Genomic DNA, 19930 nt, shown 5'->3' with positions numbered 1-19930 from the left:
TGGCTCAGTGGGAGTGGCCGTGGCCACCGGCGGCCGGCTCGTCCTCTTCCTTCTTCTCGACGACCAGGGTCTCGGTCGTGAGGAGGAGGGAGGCGATCGAGGCCGCGTTCTCCAGGGCGGAGCGGGTGACCTTGACCGGGTCGATGACGCCCTGCTTGACCAGGTCGCCGTACTCGCCGGTCGCGGCGTTGAAGCCCTGGCCCTTGTCGAGCTCGGCGACCTTGGCGGTGATGACGTAACCCTCCAGGCCGGCGTTCTCGGCGATCCAGCGCAGCGGCTCGACGGCGGCCTTGCGGACGACCGCGACACCCGTCGCCTCGTCGCCGGTCTTGCCGAGGTTGCCCTCGAGGATCTTCACGGCGTGGACGAGCGCGGAGCCACCACCGGAGACGATGCCCTCTTCGACCGCGGCGCGGGTCGCGGAGATGGCGTCCTCGAGACGGTGCTTCTTCTCCTTCAGCTCCACCTCGGTGGCGGCGCCGACCTTGATCACGCACACGCCGCCGGCCAGCTTCGCGAGGCGCTCCTGGAGCTTCTCGCGGTCCCAGTCGGAGTCGGTGTTCTCGATCTCGGCCTTGATCTGGTTGACGCGGCCGGTCACGGCGCCACTGTCGCCGCCGCCGTCGACGATGACCGTGTCGTCCTTCGAGATGGTGACGCGGCGGGCGGTGCCCAGCACGTCGAGGCCGACCTGGTCGAGCTTGAGGCCGACCTCCTCGGCGATGACCTCGGCGCCGGTGAGCGCGGCCATGTCGCCGAGCATCGCCTTGCGGCGGTCGCCGAAGCCGGGGGCCTTGACCGCGACCGCGTTGAAGGTGCCGCGGATCTTGTTCACGACCAGGGTCGACAGGGCCTCGCCCTCGACGTCCTCGGCGATGATCAGGAGCGGCTTGGAGGAGTTGGTCTGGATGACCTTCTCCAGCAGCGGCAGCAGGTCCTGGATGGAGCCGATCTTGCCCTGGTGGATCAGGATGTACGGGTCGTCGAGGACGGCCTCCATACGCTCCTGGTCGGACACCATGTACGGGGACAGGTAGCCCTTGTCGAAGGCCATGCCCTCGGTGAACTCCAGCTCCAGGCCGAAGGTGTTGGACTCCTCGACGGTGATGACACCGTCCTTGCCGACCTTGTCCATCGCCTCGGCGATGAGGTCGCCGACCTGCGTGTCCTGCGCGGAGAGCGCGGCCACGGCGGCGATGTCGGACTTCTCCTCGATCGGGCGGGCGGTCGCGAGGAGTTCCTCGGACACAGCCTTGACCGCCGCGTCGATGCCCTTCTTCAGAGCGGCCGGGGAGGCGCCGGCTGCGACGTTCCTCAGGCCCTCGCGGACGAGCGCCTGGGCCAGCACGGTGGCGGTGGTCGTACCGTCACCCGCGATGTCGTTGGTCTTGGTCGCCACCTCCTTCACCAGCTGGGCGCCGAGGTTCTCGAACGGGTCGTCGAGCTCGACCTCGCGGGCGATGGTGACGCCGTCGTTGGTGATGGTGGGAGCGCCGAACTTCTTGTCGATGACGACGTTGCGGCCCCGGGGGCCGATCGTCACCTTGACCGTGTCGGCAAGCTTGTTGACGCCGCGCTCGAGGGCGCGACGGGCGTCCTCGTCGAACTTCAGGATCTTCGCCATGGGAGCGGTTCAGCCCTCTCGGAAAACTTGGGTGAACGAACCGCGCCCCCAGCACCCGGCTTGTTGAGAGTCGCGGGGGCCAGGGGCGCAGTTCACTGCAATGCTGTTAAAACCGGGTGAATTACTTCTCTACGATCGCGAGCACGTCGCGAGCCGAGAGGACGAGATACTCCTCGCCGTTGTACTTCACCTCGGTGCCGCCGTACTTGCTGTACAGCACGATGTCGCCGGTCTTCACGTCGAGCGGAAGCCGCTCGCCGTTCTCGAAGCGGCCCGGGCCAACACCAAGGACGACGCCCTCCTGGGGCTTCTCCTTGGCGGTGTCCGGAATGACCAGGCCAGAGGCCGTGGTCTGCTCGGCTTCGAGCGGCTGGACCACAATGCGGTCCTCGAGCGGCTTGATGGCAACCTTGGAGCTGGTGGTCGTCACGATCCGACCTCCCCCTTCGGAGATCTCACGGGGTTAACTGTCTGAGGTGGCGACCAGGTCGATCCGTCGTCGCGGGTGCCGGACCTGCCCGTCGCTATTGGCACTCTCCAGGGGGGAGTGCCAGAACTGAGACTATGACCGCGATTAGCACTCGGTCAAGCGGAGTGCCAATCCCGCCGTCGGTCGCGCCGGGTTTCCGGTGGTCGTGGGGCGCGGTGAAGCGGGTCGGGGACAGGGTTCGGAGACAGGGTGTCGATGCGTCTGCGTCCAGGTGAGACCGAGGCCGTCGGCCGGCACGCGGTGGCCGTGCTCGACGCCGTCCGGCGGCTGCGCGACGCGTCACCGGACGTCACCGGACGTCCCCGGGTGATCGCGATCGACGGCCGGGGCGGCGCCGGCAAGACGACCCTGGCCGAGCGGCTGCGCGGCGCGGCGCCCGGCTCCGCCGTCGTGCACACCGACGACGTCGCCTGGAACCACGCCTGTTTCGACTGGGGCGCCGTGCTCGTCGAGAACATCCTGCGGCCCCTGCACCGGGGTGAGGCGGTGGACTTCCGCCCTGCCGCCTGGATCGGACACGACCGGCCCGGATCGATCACCGTCCCCGCCGGTGCCGGCTTCGTCTGGGTCGAGGGCACGGGTGTCATCCGCGAGGAGCTCGCCCCGCGGCTGGACGCCTCGGTGTGGATGCAGGGCGACCTCGACGAGCAGCAGCGCCTGCTGGCCGTCCGCGACGGTGACTCCCCCGCGCAGCGGGAGCACGTGGCGAACTGGCTGCTGGAGGAAGTGCCGTTCATGCTGCGCGAGCAGCCGTGGGCCCGAGCCACCATGATCGTCGCCGGCCCTCCGCAGGCCGACCACGACCCGGACACCGAGTTGGTCATCGCCCCGCCGACCGGCCCCTAGGCCGCCCCTGGGCCGGCTCGCCCCCGGACGTCAGAGGTAGTCCTCCAGACGGCCCACGCTCAGCCCCCTCTCCTGGACCTCGCGGAGCAGCCTCACCGTCCGCTCGACCAGTGGAGGGCCGTCCAGATCGTCGTCCGGGCCCACCAGGAGGATGTCGCCCGCCTGGAGGCGCTCCCCTTCGGTCCACAGGACCACCGCCGAGACCCCGCAGTCCCCGGCCGCCCTGAGGGTGGTCGTGTCGTAGGTGCCGTAGGGCGGGCGGAAGAGGCGGGGGCGGAGGCCGAAGCGTTCCCGGAGCTTGTCCTGCTGGCCGCAGATCTCGGCGCGCTGGCCGGCGTACGGCAGGCCTTGGAGGGACTGGTGGTCCAGGGTGTGGTTCTGGACGTTCGCGCCGACCTCGCGCAGGCGGGCGAAGTGGGCGTAGCCCGGTCCCACGACGCTGTCCGTGAGGAACATGCTGACCGGGAGGCGCAGTTCGCGGACCAGGTCGACGAACCGGGGGTCGCGTTCGGCGCCGTCGTCGTAGGTGAGGAAGACGACCTTGTCGTGGGTCGGGACGCGGTCGACGACCGGGGGGAGGCCTGGGCCCGCCGCGCGGATCCGGGGGCGGGGGGCCGGGGGCGGGGCCAGGGGCACGGGCGACGACAGGCCCCAGCGGCGGTACGCGTGCGCGTGGCCGTCCGGGGAGGACGTACGGGCGGCCTGCCGGGCCGCGTGGGCCGCCTTTCTGCCGAGGCGTTCGATGGGGTCCACGGACTGGGCGCAGCCGGTGACGGTCGCCGCCAGGAGCGCGACGGCGAGTACGGCGGCGGCCAGTGGGCGCGCGGTCAGTGGGCGCGCGGTCACAGGTAGTCCTCCAGGCGGGCCACCGCGTACCCCTTGGCGGTGACGAGCTTCATGAAGCGGCGGACCATGTCGGGCATCGTGCCCTTCCCGTCGTCATTGCCGCGGAAGTGGCTGAGGACGATGTCACCGGGGTGGATGTCCCGGTCCCACTCGCGGTAGTCCCAGTGGTCGGCGAAGACCTCCTCGTTCCAGAGGGGTACGTGCTTCACGCCGCACGACTTCGCGGCGCGCAGGCTGTCCTCGTTGTAGTTGCCGTAGGGCGGCCGGAAGAGGGTCGGGCGGGTGCCGTACCGCTTTTTGATCACGTCCTGCATGCCGCAGATCTCGGTCTTCTGGCGCTCGTAGGAGAGGGCGGGCAGGTAACGGTGGCGGAGGGTGTGGTTGTTGAGTACGACGCCCAGGTCGCGCATCTTCCTGAAGTAGCCGTAGTCCTCCTTGACCAGGTAGTCGCTGAGGAAGGCGGTGTACGGGATCTTCAGTTCGCTCATCATCCGCAGGAACGCCGGGTCCTTCTCGGCGCCGTCGTCGATCGTGAGGAAGACGATCTTGTCGCGGGTCGGGATCGTGGTGAAGACGGGCGGCAGGCCGCGTTCCTCGTGGTCGTCCACCTCGAAGCCCTTGCGGGTGGTGAGGTGCGGTTTGCGAGTGGGGGGCGGGGGTGCGGTGAGTGGGGGTGCGGTCAGGCCCCAGCGTTCGGCCGTGGCAGCGCGGGCCGCGTAGGAACGGCGCAGCTTCTGGGCGTACGCGTCGAGGGCGCGCGCCGGGGGTGCGTTCAGGCGCAGTTCCTGGCCGGGGGCAGGGCGGACGTTCTTCGGCCCGGCGCCGCCTGCCGTGCCACCTGCCGTGCCGCCTCCCGTGGTGCTTTCCGCGCAGCCGGAGGCGAGGGTGGCCACGGCGAGCGCGGTGATCCCAGCACGGACCATTGACCGGTTTTTGTATTTTTGTCCTACGGATCGCATGGTGCCGGATCTTCCCAGGGCGGGACCGGGGAACGCGGCCGACACCGCCGCCGGAGGCACGCCGTCCACCGGCTGGCCCACAATGACCCGGTGAACGACCTCGCCGCACCCCTCTCCGCCTTCGCCGCCCTCCTCACCCCCGAGGGCCGCGCCCTTCTCGACGAGGTGCGCGGTACCGAGCCGGCCCGTGAACTGGCCGTCGCCACCCGGCTGCGCCGCGCGCATCCCGTCGAACTGGTCTCGGCGGCGCTCGGACAGGAGCGGTTGCGGCAGCGGGCGGTGGCGAAGTTCGGCGCCGGGGACGCCGGGCGGATGTTCTTCACGCCCAACGGGGTCGAGCAGTCGACGCGAGCGAGTGTGGCCGCGTACCGGGCGGGCCGGTTCAGGGAGTTGGGCGTGACCTCCGTCGCCGACCTGTGCTGCGGGATCGGGGGCGATGCCCTCGCGCTCGCCCGGGCCGGGATCCGTGTCCTCGCCGTGGACCGGGATCCGCTCACGGCCGCCGTCGCGCGCGCGAACGTCGAGGCGCTGGGCATCGGGGATCTGGTGGAGGTGCGGGAGGCGGATGTCACCGACATCGACACGACGTCGTACGACGCGGTGTTCGTCGATCCCGCGCGGCGCGGGGGGCGCGGGAGGATCTTCGATCCCGAGGCGTACTCGCCGCCGTTGTCGTGGGCTGTGGCGGCCGCGCGGAAGGCTCCGCTGGCCGCGCTGAAGATCGCCCCCGGTGTGCCGCACGAGGCGATTCCCGCCGACGCCGGGGCCGAGTGGATCTCGGACGGCGGGGATGTGAAGGAAGCGGTGCTGTGGTTCGGGACCGAGCCGGGGGTCGTGCGGGCAACTCTGCTGCCGGGGCCGCGTGTTCTGATCGGGCGAGGGCTGCCGGATCCTCAAGTGCGTTCGGTGGGACGGTACTTGTACGAGCCAGACGGCGCCGTCATCCGGGCGCATCTGGTGGCGGAGGTGGCCGAGGAGGTCGGCGGGGGGCTCGTCGACGAGACGATCGCCTATGTGACGGCGGATGAGCTGCGGGTTGCTCCGTATGCCTCCGCTTACGAGATCACCGATCAACTGCCTTTCGGGGTCAAGAAGTTGAAGGCCCTGCTGCGGGAGCGGGGAGTTGGGGTGCTGACCGTGAAGAAGCGGGGGTCGGCTGTCGAGCCCGAGGAGCTCCGGAAGATGGTGAAGCCTCAGGGGCCCAACTCGGCGACGGTTTTCCTTACTCGGGTGGCGGGGGCGCCGGCGATGCTGATTGGGCACCCTGTGCGTTGAGCTCCGCTGGTGGGGCGGCTATTTGGCTGCCGGCCAGTGGGGGGCTTGTCGCGCAGTTCCCCGCGCCCCTATGGGGCGCACTCCTGCGCTCGGGTTTGTAGCAAGTTCCGCTCTCTTTCGTTTTGGGTCAGTTCTGCTGCTCGTAGGAACTCGGCTCTTGCCTCCGTCCTGCGGCCCAGGCGTAGGAGCAGGTCGGCTCGGACGCTGGGGAGCAAGTGGTAGTCGCGTAGGGCCGGTTCGGTGGTGAGGGTGTCGATGATCTGGAGGGCGGGGGTCGGGCCCTCGGCCATCGAGACAGCTACCGCTCGGTTCAACTCCACCACGGGGGACGGGGATCGGACGGCGAGCGCGGCGTACAGCGCGGCGATGCGGGTCCAGTCCGTGTCGTCGTAGGAGTGGGCGTGGGCGTGGCAGGCGGCGATGGTGGCCTGGAGGGCGTACGGGCCCGGGCCTGATGTGGTTGTCGTGGCGCCGGCCGCTTCCGCGCGGGCCAGGGCCGTGAAGCCGCGGGCGATCAGCATGCGGTTCCAGCGGGAGCGGTTCTGGTCCTTGAGGAGTACCGGTTCGCCGGTCGGACCCGTGCGGGCCGCCGAACGGGACGCCTGAAGCTCCAACAGGGCTGTCAGCGCGTGCACTTCGGGTTCCTTGGGCATCAGGCCCGACAGCACGCGGGCCAGCCGAAGGGCGTCCTCGCAGAGGGCGGGGCGCAGCAGGTCGTCGCCGGCTGTGGCCGCGTATCCCTCGTTGAAGATCAGGTAGATGACCTCCAGGACCGAGCCGAGACGGGCCTCGCGCTGTGGGCCGTACGGGACCTCGAAGGCGACGTTCTTCGTCGCGAGGGTTCGTTTGGCGCGGACGATACGTTGGGCGACCGTCGCCTCGGGGACCAGGAAGGCGCGGGCGATCTCGGGGGTGGTGAGGCCGCCGAGAAGGCGGAGGGTGAGAGCGATGCGGGCCTCGGCGGACAGCACCGGGTGGCAGGCGGTGAAGACGAGGCGGAGCAGGTCGTCGTCGATGTCGTCGGGGGCGGACGGCTCGACCGGCGGGGCGGTCGGCTCCAGGGTTCGGCCGATCTCCGCCAGCTTGCCGGCGTACGTCTCGCGGCGGCGGACCAGGTCGATGGCGCGATGCTTGGCCGTGGCCATGAGCCAGGCGCCCGGGTTGTCGGGGACGCCGTCGCTGGGCCACTGTTCGAGGGCGGCGACCAGGGCGTCCTGGGCCAGTTCCTCGGCGATGCCTATGTCCCGGACGGTGCGGGTGACGGCCGCGATGATGCGGGGTGATTCGAGGCGGAAGACCGTCTCGACGGATCGCTCGGTCGCGGAGTCGGAGTCGGAGTCGGAGGTGGGCTGCGGGGTCACAGCCCACCATCAGACACCGTCGGCGACGATCGGCCAAGGAAGCCGGGAGGGTAGGGAGAACAGCGAGGGGTTCGCTCAGCCCTCCGCGATCTCCCGCACCTCGCAGGTGACCGTCCAGTGCTCCTCGTGGACCTTCAGGAACCGCTTGGTCCACTCCAGGGCCTCGGCCTTGTCCTTGCACTGCATGATCGCGTAGCCGCCGACGATCTCCTTGGACTCGGTGAAGGGGCCGTCGGTGACCGAGATCCTGCCGTCCTGCCAGTGCACGCGGGTGCCCTGCGCGGTGGGAGTGAGGCCGGCGGTGTCGAGCATCACCCCGGCCTTGGTGATCTCCTCGATCAGCTCGCCCATGCGCTGCATCAGCTCGGGGCTGGGGCCTTCGGCGGGGACGGTGGCTTCGTCGATCTGTACGAGGGAGAGATAGCGGGGCATGGGGTTCCTCCTTGGGCGGGGCCCGGTTCCTTTCCGGGCTCTCACCTGTGCGTCGAACGGGGCGGGCCCGGATCGACACGGCTGCGGAAATTTCTTCGGGAATTTTTCCCCGGGGGCGTTTCCGCAGCTCAGAAGCTTCCCTCTCTCCGCGAGACCCTCACCGCAAGGCCGTCACCGTTGGGTCGTCACCGCAAGTCCGTCACCGCAAGGCCGTCACCGTAGGGTCGCCCACAGCTCTGCCGCTTCCGGCTCCTCGGCAACCACCCGGTTGGCGTTGGACGCCGCCGTCACCACCGGCATCGTCACCGTCTTCAGATCGTCCGCCGACAGGCCCTGCAGGCTCTGGCCCAGGCTCATCAGTTCGCTGAGCGAGTTCAGGCCGGTGTCCGTGGTCAGGCCGGCCGTGGCCACGTCGGCGACCTTGTACAGCTTGGCCGGGCTGGTCAGCAGGTTCGTCGAGGAGATCTGCTGGAGGAGTGCCTTGACCAGGGTCTGCTGCAGGCCTATTCGACCCAGGTCGCTGCCGTCGCCGATGCCGTGCCGGGTGCGGGCGAGAGCGAGGGCCTTGGTGCCGTCGAGGTGGTGCGTGCCCGCCTTCAGGTCGAGGTGGCTGTCGTCGTCGTCGATGTCCTCGTCCGTGGTGACTGTTACGCCGCCCAGCGCGTCCACCAGGTCGGCGAAGCCGGCGAAGTCGACCTCCAGGTAGTGGTCCATGCGGACGTTCGTCATCGACTCCACCGTCTTGACCGCGCAGACCGGGCCGCCGACCGAGTACGCCGTGTTGAACATGACGCCGTACGCCTCCGCCGTCGAGCCCCCGTCCGCCAGGGGGCAGGACGGGCGCGTGACCAGCGTGTCGCGCGGGATGCTCACGATCGTCGCCTTCGTGCGGCCCGCGTCCAGGTGGACGACCATCGCGGTGTCGGACCGCGCGCCCTCGCTGCTGCCGCCGCCGAGTGCCTGGTTCCGCTTGCCGCTGCGCGAGTCCGACCCCAGGACCAGGATGTTCAGTGCCTCGCTCGGCAGCGGTGACGCCGAGGCGGACGCGGCTGCCGAGGGCAGCGACTGCGTCTTCGCCGGCCGGTTGTCGCCGAGCGCGCTGTTGATGTCGACGCTCTTGATGTTGCGGTTCAGGTGCCAGTAGGCGTAGCCCGCACCCGCGACCCCGATCACCAGGGTGCCTGCGAGCGTGAAACCGACGGCCTTCATCCAGCGCGACGACCGTCGGCCCACCTGTCTCTCCGCGCCCCCGTCGTCATCCGACTTCTGTCTTTCGTCTCCCGTCACACGGAGGAACGTACGTCCGAATTATTACGCGCAGGGGCCCCTACCCGGGATTCTTCGGAGAATCTCACGCTTCTCAGCCCAAAATCAGGCCGGGATCACCCCAGTGTTACCGTCGGTAGCGGGTTGCTCCCGCTCCATGTCCCGTTGAACCCGAAACTCACCGAGCCACCGCTCGGCACCGTCCCGTTGTAGGAGGCGTTCACGCAGGTCACCACCGCCCCCGACTGGGTGCAGGTGGCGTTCCAGGCCTGCGCGACCTGCTGACCCGCGCCGTACGTCCAGTTCACCTTCCACGACGACAGCGAACGGCCCGCGGAACAGGCGATCGTCACCTGCCCGGTGAACCCGGAGTTCCACTGGTTGGGGACGCTGTACGTCGCCGTGCAGCCCTCCGTCGACGGGGTGCCGCCGAGCGACTGGGCGATGGCGTAGTACGCCGGTTTCGGGGTGAAGCTCTCCGAGTACGGGGTCGCCGCGCCGTATCCGTCGAACACGTCCGGGATCCACGAGTCGGAGTCGGTGAAGCCCCAGACCGTCACGCCGACGCACCTGGTCACGGCCACGCAGGCGTTCATGACCGACTTGTAGTCGGCCGCCTGCTGGGCCAACTTGGCTTCTGTGGCGGGCAGTTGCATACGGATGTCGAGTTCCGTGATCGCCACGTCGACGCCGAGATCGGCGAACCGCTGGATGTTCTGCTGGAGGGTCGAGGGGTACTGACCGAGGATCAGGTGGGCTTGGAGTCCTACTCCGTCGATCGGTACTCCGCGCTCCTTCAGGGACTTGACCAGGTTGTAGAGGGCCGTGCTCTTCGCGTTGACGCCCTCGACGTTGTAGTCGTTGATGTAGAGCTTCGCCGCCGGGTCGGCCGCCCGTGCCCAGGTCAGGGCCTGCGCGATGTAGTCCGTGCCGAGGTTGGTGGACCACAGCGTCGAGCGGTAGGTGCCGTCCTCGTTGAAGGGCTCGTTCACCACGTCCCAGGCCGCCAACTTGCCCTTGTAGCGCGTGACTTCGGTGGTGATGTGGTCCTGGAGGATGGTGCTGAGCTGGGCCGGCGTCCACGTGCCGTTGGCCAGCCAGCCCGGGTTCTGGCTGTGCCAGACCAGGGTGTGGCCGCGTACCTGCTGGGTGTGGGCCTGGGCGAAGGCGACGATCTGGTCGGCCTCGGTCCAGTTGTACGTGCCCCGACCGGGCTCCACGGACTCCCACTTCATGGCGTTGCCGGGGGTGAGCGAGTTGAACTGGGCGCCGGCGAGGTCGCCGTACGTTCCCGTGAGTTTGGAGCCGGTGACCGCCGTGCCTATGACTTTGCCCTTGGCGGTGGCGAGGTCGCGCAGTGGGGGGTCTGCCGCGGTTGCCGTCCCGGCGAGGAGCAGGGTGGCGGTGGTGGCTGCGCCTGTGAGGAGGGCCAGCAGGCGTGGGCGTAAGGCTGTTCTGGAGGGGCTCATTGCGGGTGCCTCCGAAAGTTTCGGCTGTTCAACCGATTGACTTCGGTGCAGTTTGGGGGCCCTTGCGTCACTCGTCAATACGGTTGTGCCGATAAGAGGCCGGTGGGTCGCTGCGGGTGCGTCGTGGTTCGTCGCGCCCACGCGGCGGAGCCGGAAATCGATTCAGCCCCGCGCCCCTTGGGGGGGGGTTGCCCTGCCCCGCTCAGGCAGGCGGCGGCGCCGTGCTGTTGCGTACCACCAGGCTTGTTGCCAGCTCAACCCTGGTTGCCCCTGACGTGCCGTCTCCCCTGCCCAGGTCCAGGACCATTTTGGCTGCGGTTTCCGCCATTTCCATCAGGGGCTGGCGGACGGTCGTCAGTGGGGGGCCGACCAGGCGCGCGATCGGCAGGTCGTCGAAGCCGACGACGCTCAGGTCCTCCGGGATGCGCAGGCCGAGTTCGCGGGCCGCCTCGTACAGGCCCAGGGCCTGGAGGTCGTTGCCGGCGAAGACGGCGGTCGGGCGGTCCGGGGAGCGCAGGAGTTCGAGGCCGGCGCGGTAGCCCGTCTCGTGGTGGAAGTCGCCCACCTTGAGCAGGGCGGGGTCGACCGGCAGGCCGGCCGTCTCCAGCGCGGCGCGATAGCCGTCGACGCGGGCGCGGCTGCACATCATCCGGGAGGGGCCGCTGATCGACGCGATGCGGGTGTGGCCCAGTTCGACGAGGTGGCGGGTGGCAGCCAGGCCGCCCTGCCAGTTGGTCGCGCCGACCGAGGGCACGTTGTCGCCGGGGTCGCCCGCCGGGTCCATCACCACGAACGGGATGGAGCGGCTGGTCAGCAGCGCCCGCTGGGACTCGTCGAGGCCGGACAGGACCAGGATCACGCCGTGCGGGCGGCGGGCGGCGACCTGGTCGGCCCAGGTGCGGCCCGGGGTGAGGCGGCCCGCGCTCTCGGAGAGGACGACACTCAGCCCCTCCTCCCGCGCCGCGTTCTCCACACCCCGGATGACCTCCATCGCCCACGCGCTCTCCAGCTCGTGGAAGACCAGGTCGATCAGCGGGGAGCGGGTCGCCTCGGCACGGCGGCGCCGGTAGCCGTACGCCCTCAGCAGGTCCTCGACCCGGGTCCGGGTTCCAGGAGCGACATCGGCGCGGCCGTTGAGCACCTTCGAAACAGTCGGAGCGGAGACGCCTGCCTCGCGGGCGATCTCGGCGAGCGTCGCGGTCTGGGTGGACTGCGGTGTCGTCTGCTTTTCAACGGGTTTCGAGGGTCTCATGGCGGCGATCGTATCCCTGCGCGACCTCTTGACGAAGACCCTGTCCCCCCATAAATTTCCGGAACATTCGACGTACCACCCGAAAGATTCGTACAGAGACTTCTTCAGGTTTCGTTCAGAACATTCGCGAGAGGTGCAGTCATGGAGTCGAACAGAGGGCGGTCCACAGGGTCCACCGGTACGGCGTTCAGCAGGCGCTGGGTGCTCGGTGCCGGCGCCTCCGCCCTGCTCACCACCGGCCTCAGTGCCTGCGGCTCGGGTGAGGGTTCGGGCGGGGGCGGGAACACGATCACCGCGTTCGTGTACGGGGACGACGCCGTGAAGGTCCAGGCCGCGGCGGTTGCGCGGTTCAACAAGTCGGCCGCCAGCAAGACGGCCAAGGGCAAGGTCAAGCTGGAGAAGATCCCGGGCTCGGACTACCTGCCCAAGCTACGTACGGCGATGGGGTCGCCGAGCGCCCCGGACGTCTTCTTCAACTGGGGCGGCGGCTCCATCAAGGCGTACCAGGAGGCCGACAAGATCGTCGACCTGACCGACGTCATCGAGAGCGACCCGGTGCTGAAGAACGGCTTCCTGCCCTCCGTGCTCGCCGCCGGTGACCTGGGGGGCCGGCACTACGGCATACCGATGCGCGGTATGCAGCCGGTGATCCTCTTCTACAACAAGACCGTCTTCGCCGAGCAGAAGCTCCAACCGCCCACCACCTGGGACCAGTTGCTCGACATCAACACCAAGCTGAAGAAGGCGGGCATCACCCCGTTCGCCCTCGGCGGCTCCGACGTCTGGCCCGAACTGATGTGGCTGGAGTACCTGGTGGACCGTATCGGCGGCCCCGAGGTCTTCCGGCGTATCCAGGACGGCGACGCGGAGGGCTGGGGCGACCCGGCGGTCCTGAAGGCCGCCGAGATGGTGAAGGAGCTCATCGACGACGGCGCCTTCGGTGACAAGTTCACCTCGGTGTCGTACGTCAACGGCGGTGCCCCGGCGGTCTTCGCCAAGGGCAAGGCGGCGATGCATCTGATGGGCTCGTGGGAGTACTCGACGCAGCTCGGCAAGTTCCCCGACTTCGCCAAGTCGAACCTGGGCTGGGCCGCCTTCCCGAAGATCGAGGACGGGGTCGGCGACGTCCTCAACGTCGTCGGCAACCCCACCAACTACTGGTCCATCAACCCCCGTACGCAGAACAAGGACGCGGCGATCGCGTTCCTCAGGGACTGCGCGTCCGAGGCGTACGCGAAGGACCTGGTCGCCCTCGGCGACGTACCGACCACCTCGAACGCGGCGGCGCTGCTGTCCTCCGCGCCGAACCCCGAGTACGCCAAGTTCCAGTACGACCTGGTACAGAAGGCACCCGCGTTCACGCTCTCCTGGGACCAGGCGCTCGGCGACGAGCTGGGCACGAAGATGCACACGGAGATCGGCAAGCTGTTCACGGGCAAGTCGTCGCCCGGTGAGTTCGTGTCGGCCTGCAAGGGGCTGAAGTGAGCTCAACGGTCACCTCCGGGGGCGAGAAGGTTCCGCGGGGCAAGGTGCGGGCCGGGCGGCCGAGCGCTGTCTGGGCGCTCCCCGCGGTGCTCTTCTTCACCTTCTTCGCGGTCGTCCCGATGGCCCTGGCCTTCTATCTCTCCTTCACCGAGTGGGACGGCCTCGGCGACCCGAAGCCGGTGGGCCTCGCCAACTGGCAGAAGCTGCTGGACGATCCGCGGCTTACGCAGTCGCTTTCGCTCACCCTGCTTCTGATGGCGGCGAGCTGGGTCTTCCAGACGGTGGTCTCCCTGCTGCTCGGCGTCTGGGCGGCGGGCCGTCAGCGCAACCGGGCGATTCTCTCCGCGATCTTCTTCGTCCCGTTCCTGCTCTCCTCGACGGCGATCGCGCTGCTTTTCTACGCCCTGCTCGACCCGAACTTCGGCGTCATCCGGGCGAACATCCTCGGCTCATCGAGCGGTGCGTTCTTCGCGATCGTCTTCGTCGGCGCCTGGCAGTTCATCCCCTTCCACACCCTGATCTACCAGGGCGGGGCCCGCCAGATACCCGAGGTGCTCTACCAGGCGGCGGCGATCGACGGCGCGGGCCGCTACCGCCAGTTCTTCTCGATCACGCTCCCGCAACTGCGGCACACCATCACGACGTCCACCGTCCTGATGGTCGTCGGCCTGCTGACGTACTTCGAGACCGTGCTGATCCTCACCAAGGGCGGCCCGGGCACCGACACGGCGATCCTCCCGTACCTGATGTACGAGGCGGGCTTCAAGAGCTACGACTTCGGCTACGCGAGCACCATCGCGTCCTCCCTGGTCGTGGCCGCCACGGGACTGTCCCTGCTCCTTGTGCGACTGACCGGCTTCGGCCGCATGCGCAGTACCCGCGAAGGGATGTGACGGAGTGTCACACGACACGCTTCCTCGTCCCACGACCGCCGACAAGCGCCCGGAACAACCGGGGCGGCGGCCGGCCGGTCGTCGTCGCAGGCACTGGACGAGGCGCGCCAACCCGCTGGCCGGACTGGGTTCGTTCATCTGGCTGGTGATCGTTCTCGTCCCGATCTACGCCATGCTGTCGGCCTCGCTCACCAGCGCCGACAAGGCTCTCACCGGCAACCCCCTGAAGCCTCCGACCGATCCGACCCTCGACAACTACAACACCGTCCTCCACTCGGGCTTCTGGCATCTGCTGAGCAACACGGTGATCGTGGCCGTCGCGGTCGTGGCGATCGTCCTCGGGCTCTGCGTCCCGCTCGCCTACGTGGCCGTGCGCACCCGGAACCGCTGGTCGGGCCTGGCCTTCCGCCTCTTCCTGCTGGGCGTGGCGATCCCCGCCCAGGCCGTGGTCGTACCCCTCTACCTGCTCATCGCCAAACTCGACCTGTACGACAGCCTGTTGGCGGTCATCCTGCCGACGGCGGCCTTCGCCATGCCGGTCTCGGTACTCGTCCTCGTGGGCACCCTGCGGGACGTCTCGGAGGATCTGTACGAGGCGATGGCCCTGGACGGTGCCTCCCCGCAGCGGATGCTGTTCCAGCTCGCCGTCCCGCTGGCCAAGGGCGGTATCAGCACGGTCGTCATCTTCTCCTCCCTGCAGGCCTGGAACGGCTTCCTCTTCCCGCTGATCTTCACCCAGTCCGACGAACCCCGGGTCCTGACCCTCGGCCTCTTCAACTTCGTGAGCCAGTTCGGCGTGAACATCCCCGCCCTGCTCGCGTCGGTCGTCCTCTCCGGCATCCCGATCTTCGCCGTCTACCTGGTGGCCCGGCGCGCGCTGATCGGCGGCCTGATGGGCGTGGGCGGCAAGTGAACCGACGGGAACCGACGGAAACAGACGCCGGTGAACTCACCTTCCCTGACAGGAGTTTCATGACCACGGCTCCCTGGCGTGACCGCGCCCTGTCCGCCGACGCCCGCGTCGGCGACCTGCTCTCCCGGATGACCCTGGAGGAGAAGGCCGCCCAGCTGTACGGCGTGTGGGTGGGCGCCTCGACGGACGGCCACGGGGTCGCCCCGCACCAGCACGACATGACCGGCGACTACGAGTGGGACGAGCTGATCACCCGGGGCCTCGGGCAGCTCACGCGCCCCTTCGGTACGGCCCCCGTGGACCCGACGCTGGGCGCGCAGGCACTGGCCCGCGCCCAGCGTCGTATCGCCGCGGCGGGCCGCTTCGGCATCCCGGCGCTGGCCCACGAGGAGTGCCTGGCGGGCTTCACCGCGTGGCGCGCGACGGCGTACCCGGTCCCGCTGGCCTGGGGCGCCACCTTCCACCCCGAGCTGGTCGAGGAGATGGCCGCCCGCATCGGCCACGACCTCGCCTCGGTCGGCGTGCACCAGGGCCTCGCCCCGGTCCTGGACGTCGTACGGGATCCGCGCTGGGGCCGGGTGGAGGAGACGATCGGCGAGGACCCGTACCTGGTCGGGACGATCGGGTCGGCGTACGTGCGGGGTCTGGAGTCGGCGGGGATCATCGCCACGCTGAAGCACTTCGCGGGGTACGCGTCCTCGGCCGGCGCCCGCAATCTCGCTCCCGTTCGGGCAGGCGTACGGGAGTTCGCGGACGTGACGCTGCCCCCGTTCGAGATGGCGCTTCGCGAGGGCGGGGCGCGTTCGGTGATGGCCGCCTACAACGAGACGGACGGTGTCCCGGCCTCGGCCGACCCGCATCTCCTGACCCAACTCCTGCGTGAGGAATGGGGGTTCACGGGAACGGTGGTCTCCGACTACTTCGGCATCGGCTTCCTGGAGACCCTGCACCGGGTCGCGGGTACGCCGGCCGAGGCGGCGCACCTAGCCCTGGCGGCCGGCATCGATGTCGAGCTGCCGACGATCCGGAGCTACGGCGACGCCCTGGTGACGGCGGTACGGGCGGGAGACGTGCCGGAGTCGCTGGTGGACCGGGCGGCGCGCCGGGTGCTGACGCAGAAGTGCGAGCTGGGCCTGCTGGACGAGGACTGGCGGCCGGAGCCGGACGGCGGGCCGATCAACCTGGACTCGGCCGGAAACCGTGCGCTTGCCCGCCGGTTGGCCCAGGAGTCGGTGGTGCTGCTGGACAACACCGGCGGGCTGCTCCCGCTGGCCCCGGACACCCGGATCGCGGTCGTCGGGCCGAGGGCGGCGGACGCGCTGGCGATGCTGGGCTGCTACTCGTTCCCGTCGCACGTCCTGCCGACCCATCCGGAGACTCCGGTGGGTCTGGACATCCCCACGCTCCTGGACTCCCTGCGCGTCGAACTCCCGGACGCCAAGGTGACGTTCGCGGAGGGCTGCGCCACCTCGGACCCGGACACCGCGGGCTTCGGGGAGGCGGTTGCCCGGACCGTCGAGGCGGATGTGTGCGTGGCTGTACTGGGCGACCGGGCGGGCCTGTTCGGCGGCGGCACGTCGGGCGAGGGCTGCGATGTGGCGGAGCTGCAACTACCCGGCGTGCAGGCCGAGTTGCTGGACGCACTGGTGTCGACGGGCGTCCCGGTGGTGCTCGTCCTGCTCACCGGCCGCCCGTACGCACTGGGGCGCTGGCACGGGCGGCTGGCGGCCTCCGTGCAGGCGTTCTTTCCCGGGGAGGAGGGCGGCCCGGCAGTCGCGGGAGTGCTGTCGGGCCGCGTGACCCCGTCGGGCCGGCTGCCGGTGAGTGTGCCGAGGGAGCGCGGAGGCCAGCCGTGGACGTACCTCCAGCCGCCGCTGGGACTGGCGGGCGAGGTGAGCAGCCTGGACCCGACACCGCTGTACCCGTTCGGGCACGGGCTCTCCTACACCTCTTTCGCCTGGGAGGACTTCGTGGAGGGGGGCCAGGCGGAGGGAGACCCGGCGGAGATCGCGACGGACGGTTCGTACGAGGTGTCGCTGACCGTTCGCAACACGGGTGCGCGGGGCGGGGCGGAGGTCGTGCAGCTGTATCTGCACGACCCGGTGGCCTCGGTGACCCGGCCGGACGTCCGCCTGATCGGTTACCAGCGGCTGGAGTTGGCGCCGGGGGCCGCGAGCCGGGTGACGTTCCGCTTCCACGCGGATCTGTCGGCGTTCACGGATCGCTCGGGTCGCCGGATCGTCGAACCGGGGGTGCTGGAGCTGCGGTTGGGTGCGTCGAGTGCGGACGTACGGTATGCGGCACGGGTGCGACTGGTGGGCGCGGTCAGGGAGTTGGGAGCGGACCGGCGGCTGCGGTGCGAGACGGAGGTCGGTTCTGTAGGCCCGTAGACCTGTAGGTCACTGGGTTCCCAGGTTCCCAGGTCCGTAACGCGGACTCGGCCCCGCCGACTCAGGGTACGGCGGGGCCGTTCAGGTAGCGGCCCTGTGTGTCGTACGGCCAGGCGTTGGACACGCAGCCCTTGAGGCCGTCGATCTGCTGCATCATCGCGGGCGCGGGGCGTCCGGGCCCCGGGCAGGTCAGATGCCCGCGGCCCAGCCAATGGCCGACCTCGTGGTTGACGATCAGGGCGCGGTACTCGACCGGCGGGCCGTCGAACTCGGGGGAACCCAGCTGCCAGCGCTTGAGGTTGATCACCACGTCGGCGCCCGTACGGCAGTTGACCTCGCCGATGTGGTCCGCCTGCCGCACGTTGCACAGCTTGTCCGTGGTTTTCGCGGTGGCGACACGGAACGTCAACTCCGCTTCCGCGCCGGTGACTTGGCGGAAGCCGGCGCCCGCTCGACGCCAGCCCCGCTGGTCGTCGAGGATGGCGGCGATCTGGCGGGCGGCGTCCGCCGGGTCGACGCCCGCGCCGTCCTCGACCTGGACGCGGAAGGGCGTCCCGGAGGCGGGACCGGTGCCGGTGAGCGGGGCAGTCCTGAAGGTGCCGGGGCCGGACGCGGGGATGGTGGGCTGCGCGGAGGAGCCCTTCCCGGATCCGGAAGTGCGGTCGGCGTCCGGGGTGGACTCGGCCGGTGTCCGGACCACCTCCGGAACACGGGCCTGCGACGCGCTGTCCGGCAGCAGCCGGGGCAGGAGCACCGGCACCGCCGCCGTGCCGAGCGCGGCGAGACAGACGGTGGCGCCGATCGCCCCGATACGGGTCCGGCGCCTTTGCCGCCGCCGTAACGCCTTCCGGCGGTGCGACCCACCCTGCGCTCTCGTGGGGAGGACCGGGCCTTTAAGGCGGGGGAATCGCATCCCGTGTCGGCGACGCGGAGCGCCCCTGCAGCCTGCCCAGCGGAGCCGAGCAAGGGCGTACGCGCGTTCCCGTGTTCACTGGTTGGGGTGATCGCGACGGGAGGGGGTGCGGGTGTACGGATCTCGCACGTACGGTCGTCCAGCAGGGTCGGGTGACGGAGTGTGGGCGGGGGTGATGGTGTGGCGGTGGTGACCGGGACCGACGGAGCGGGGCATGCCCGGTGGACGTTCCGGCTGCGCGTCTCCTCCACCGCCCGCAGTGCCCTGATGGCGGAGTGGGGCCGCTGCCGGTGGGTGTGGAACGAGTGCGTGGCCAAGTCCAAGGCCGTACACCTGCACAACAAGGCCACCGGGGACAAGCGGACGTGCGGCCCGGCACAGCTGGACAAGCTGCTGACCAAGGCGCGCGAGACGACCCCATGGCTGCGAGAAGGCAGCTCGGTCCCGCAGCAGCAGATCATCAGGGACTTCGGCAAGTCCAAGGCCAAGGCGCACAAGGACATCAAGGACCGGCTGCCCATGACACGCCGGGCCGGAATGCCCAAGTGGAAAGCGAAGCACGAGGCGCTGCCCTCCCTCAACTACACCCGGCGCGGCTTCCACCTGAAGGACGCGCAGCTGCACTTGGCGGGCGGGATCGCCCTGACCGTGGTGTGGTCGCGGGACCTGCCCGCCGACCCTTCCAGCGTCCGCATCTACCAGGACAGCATCGGTCACTGGTACGCCAGTTTCGTCGTCTCCGTCGCCGTCGAGCCGCTGGCGCAGACCGGTGCAGTGATCGGCATCGACTGGGGTGTGAAAGAGACCGCCACCACCACATCCGACACCCACGATCTCCCGCACACAGAGCACGGCAAGAAGGCCAAGGAGAAGCTGACCCGGTACGACCGAATGATGGCGCGCCGCAAGCCGAAGAAGGGACGGGCCGGATCGAAGGGCTACCACAAGGCGAAGCGACTGCGCGCCAAGCTGCACAAGAAGGTCGCACGCCAACGCCAGGACACCGGCCGCAAATGGGCCAAGGGCGTCGTGACCGACCATGATGCCCTGGCCGTCGAGGACTTCAAGCCGAAGTTCCTCTCCAAGACCACCATGGCCCGCAAGGCCGCAGACGCCGCCATCGGCGCCACAAAACAGGCCCTGATCGAGATGGGCCACAAGCACGGACGCACCGTGCACCTGGTACACCCCGCGCACACCACGATGGACTGCGCGCACTGCGGAGCGAGAGCCAAGCACGCACTGCCGCTGGGGATGCGCATCTACACCTGCACCGCTTGTGGAACTGACTCCCCCCGGGACAAGAACTCCGCACGCGTGATGCTCATCCGGGCTGGTCTCAACCCGGCTGGTGCCGAGGGCGCAAGACCACCTGGGGCGCTGCCCCGGGTGGCCGCCTGAGCCAGGAATCCCCTCCCTTGCTTCAGGGAGAGGAGGATTCAATGGACGTCGTTGCTCACGCATCGGGGGTTCGGGAAGTTTCTCGTGAGCCCCGTTAGTCAGCCGAGCACTCGGC

General features: G+C 69.5%; 17 protein-coding genes. 7 read left to right on the top strand and 10 right to left on the bottom strand.

The window, feature by feature from the left end; genetic code table 11:
- Positions 1 to 4: 4 nt before the first annotated feature.
- Both groL and groES read right to left on the bottom strand, forming a co-directional pair.
- A complete protein-coding gene (gene groL / locus G3I71_RS35025; RefSeq protein ID WP_164321142.1) occupies positions 5 to 1624 on the bottom strand; it encodes a chaperonin GroEL in 1620 nt (539 codons plus the stop codon).
- Positions 1625 to 1745: 121 nt separating this feature from the next.
- A complete protein-coding gene (gene groES, locus G3I71_RS35020) occupies positions 1746 to 2054 on the bottom strand; it encodes a co-chaperone GroES (RefSeq protein WP_164321140.1) in 309 nt (102 codons plus the stop codon).
- A gap of 255 nt (positions 2055 to 2309) precedes the next feature.
- On the opposite strand from groES, the gene G3I71_RS35015 reads away from it, so the two are divergent.
- Positions 2310 to 2960, top strand: a complete 651-nt coding sequence (locus G3I71_RS35015) for a hypothetical protein (protein WP_164321138.1) — start codon at positions 2310 to 2312, stop codon at positions 2958 to 2960.
- A gap of 30 nt (positions 2961 to 2990) precedes the next feature.
- Here the strand turns inward: G3I71_RS35015 and G3I71_RS35010 are convergent, their stop codons facing one another.
- On the bottom strand, positions 2991 to 3791 hold the full coding sequence (locus G3I71_RS35010) for a polysaccharide deacetylase family protein (protein ID WP_164321177.1): 801 nt from the start codon (positions 3789 to 3791) through the stop codon (positions 2991 to 2993).
- Positions 3792 to 3802: 11 nt separating this feature from the next.
- On the bottom strand, positions 3803 to 4729 hold the full coding sequence (locus tag G3I71_RS35005; protein ID WP_164321136.1) for a polysaccharide deacetylase family protein: 927 nt from the start codon (positions 4727 to 4729) through the stop codon (positions 3803 to 3805).
- Between the two features lie 126 nt (positions 4730 to 4855).
- Here G3I71_RS35005 and G3I71_RS35000 point away from each other — a divergent pair, with 126 nt between their 5' ends.
- Positions 4856 to 6040 (top strand): methyltransferase domain-containing protein, encoded by a 1185-nt coding sequence (locus G3I71_RS35000; RefSeq protein WP_343243154.1) that lies wholly within the window; start codon positions 4856 to 4858, stop codon positions 6038 to 6040.
- A gap of 68 nt (positions 6041 to 6108) precedes the next feature.
- Here the strand turns inward: G3I71_RS35000 and G3I71_RS34995 are convergent, their stop codons facing one another.
- The 5 genes from G3I71_RS34995 to G3I71_RS34975 all read right to left on the bottom strand — a co-directional run bounded on the left by G3I71_RS34995 (position 6109) and on the right by G3I71_RS34975 (position 11820).
- Positions 6109 to 7401 (bottom strand): RNA polymerase sigma factor, encoded by a 1293-nt coding sequence (locus tag G3I71_RS34995; protein ID WP_164321133.1) that lies wholly within the window; start codon positions 7399 to 7401, stop codon positions 6109 to 6111.
- 75 nt (positions 7402 to 7476) lie between these two features.
- The gene (locus G3I71_RS34990; protein ID WP_164321131.1) at positions 7477 to 7833 is read right to left on the bottom strand and encodes a YciI family protein; all 357 of its coding nucleotides are present in this window, start codon (positions 7831 to 7833) and stop codon (positions 7477 to 7479) included.
- Between the two features lie 213 nt (positions 7834 to 8046).
- Positions 8047 to 9120 carry an LCP family protein gene (locus G3I71_RS34985; RefSeq protein ID WP_164321129.1) on the bottom strand — a complete coding sequence of 358 codons (1074 nt, stop codon included), beginning with the start codon at positions 9118 to 9120 and terminating at the stop codon, positions 8047 to 8049.
- Positions 9121 to 9215: 95 nt separating this feature from the next.
- A complete protein-coding gene (locus tag G3I71_RS34980) occupies positions 9216 to 10568 on the bottom strand; it encodes an endo-1,4-beta-xylanase (RefSeq protein ID WP_203732163.1) in 1353 nt (450 codons plus the stop codon).
- Between the two features lie 202 nt (positions 10569 to 10770).
- Positions 10771 to 11820, bottom strand: a complete 1050-nt coding sequence (locus G3I71_RS34975) for a LacI family DNA-binding transcriptional regulator (protein WP_164321127.1) — start codon at positions 11818 to 11820, stop codon at positions 10771 to 10773.
- Positions 11821 to 11961: 141 nt separating this feature from the next.
- Here G3I71_RS34975 and G3I71_RS34970 point away from each other — a divergent pair, with 141 nt between their 5' ends.
- From G3I71_RS34970 to G3I71_RS34955, 4 genes are read left to right on the top strand one after another with little or no spacing between them, the layout of a single operon-like run.
- Positions 11962 to 13305 (top strand): ABC transporter substrate-binding protein, encoded by a 1344-nt coding sequence (locus tag G3I71_RS34970; RefSeq protein ID WP_164321125.1) that lies wholly within the window; start codon positions 11962 to 11964, stop codon positions 13303 to 13305.
- Positions 13302 to 14198, top strand: a complete 897-nt coding sequence (locus tag G3I71_RS34965) for a carbohydrate ABC transporter permease (RefSeq protein ID WP_164321123.1) — start codon at positions 13302 to 13304, stop codon at positions 14196 to 14198. The genes G3I71_RS34970 and G3I71_RS34965 overlap by 4 nt, the downstream gene beginning before the upstream one ends.
- A gap of 4 nt (positions 14199 to 14202) precedes the next feature.
- Positions 14203 to 15111, top strand: a complete 909-nt coding sequence (locus tag G3I71_RS34960; protein WP_164321121.1) for a carbohydrate ABC transporter permease — start codon at positions 14203 to 14205, stop codon at positions 15109 to 15111.
- 59 nt (positions 15112 to 15170) lie between these two features.
- On the top strand, positions 15171 to 17501 hold the full coding sequence (locus G3I71_RS34955; protein WP_164321119.1) for a glycoside hydrolase family 3 N-terminal domain-containing protein: 2331 nt from the start codon (positions 15171 to 15173) through the stop codon (positions 17499 to 17501).
- Between the two features lie 61 nt (positions 17502 to 17562).
- On the opposite strand, the gene G3I71_RS34950 is transcribed toward G3I71_RS34955, so the two are convergent.
- Positions 17563 to 18414, bottom strand: a complete 852-nt coding sequence (locus G3I71_RS34950; protein WP_164321117.1) for a DUF3152 domain-containing protein — start codon at positions 18412 to 18414, stop codon at positions 17563 to 17565.
- A 186-nt stretch (positions 18415 to 18600) separates the two neighbouring features.
- Between G3I71_RS34950 and G3I71_RS34945 the strand changes: the two genes are divergently transcribed.
- Positions 18601 to 19815, top strand: a complete 1215-nt coding sequence (locus G3I71_RS34945) for a transposase (RefSeq protein WP_343243153.1) — start codon at positions 18601 to 18603, stop codon at positions 19813 to 19815.
- Positions 19816 to 19930: the final 115 nt, after the last annotated feature.

Source organism: Streptomyces sp. SID12501, assembly GCF_010550245.1.
GTDB lineage: Bacteria > Actinomycetota > Actinomycetes > Streptomycetales > Streptomycetaceae > Streptomyces.
The sequence above is the reverse complement of the archived record's forward strand: the minus strand, read 5'-3'. Positions and strand labels throughout refer to the sequence as shown.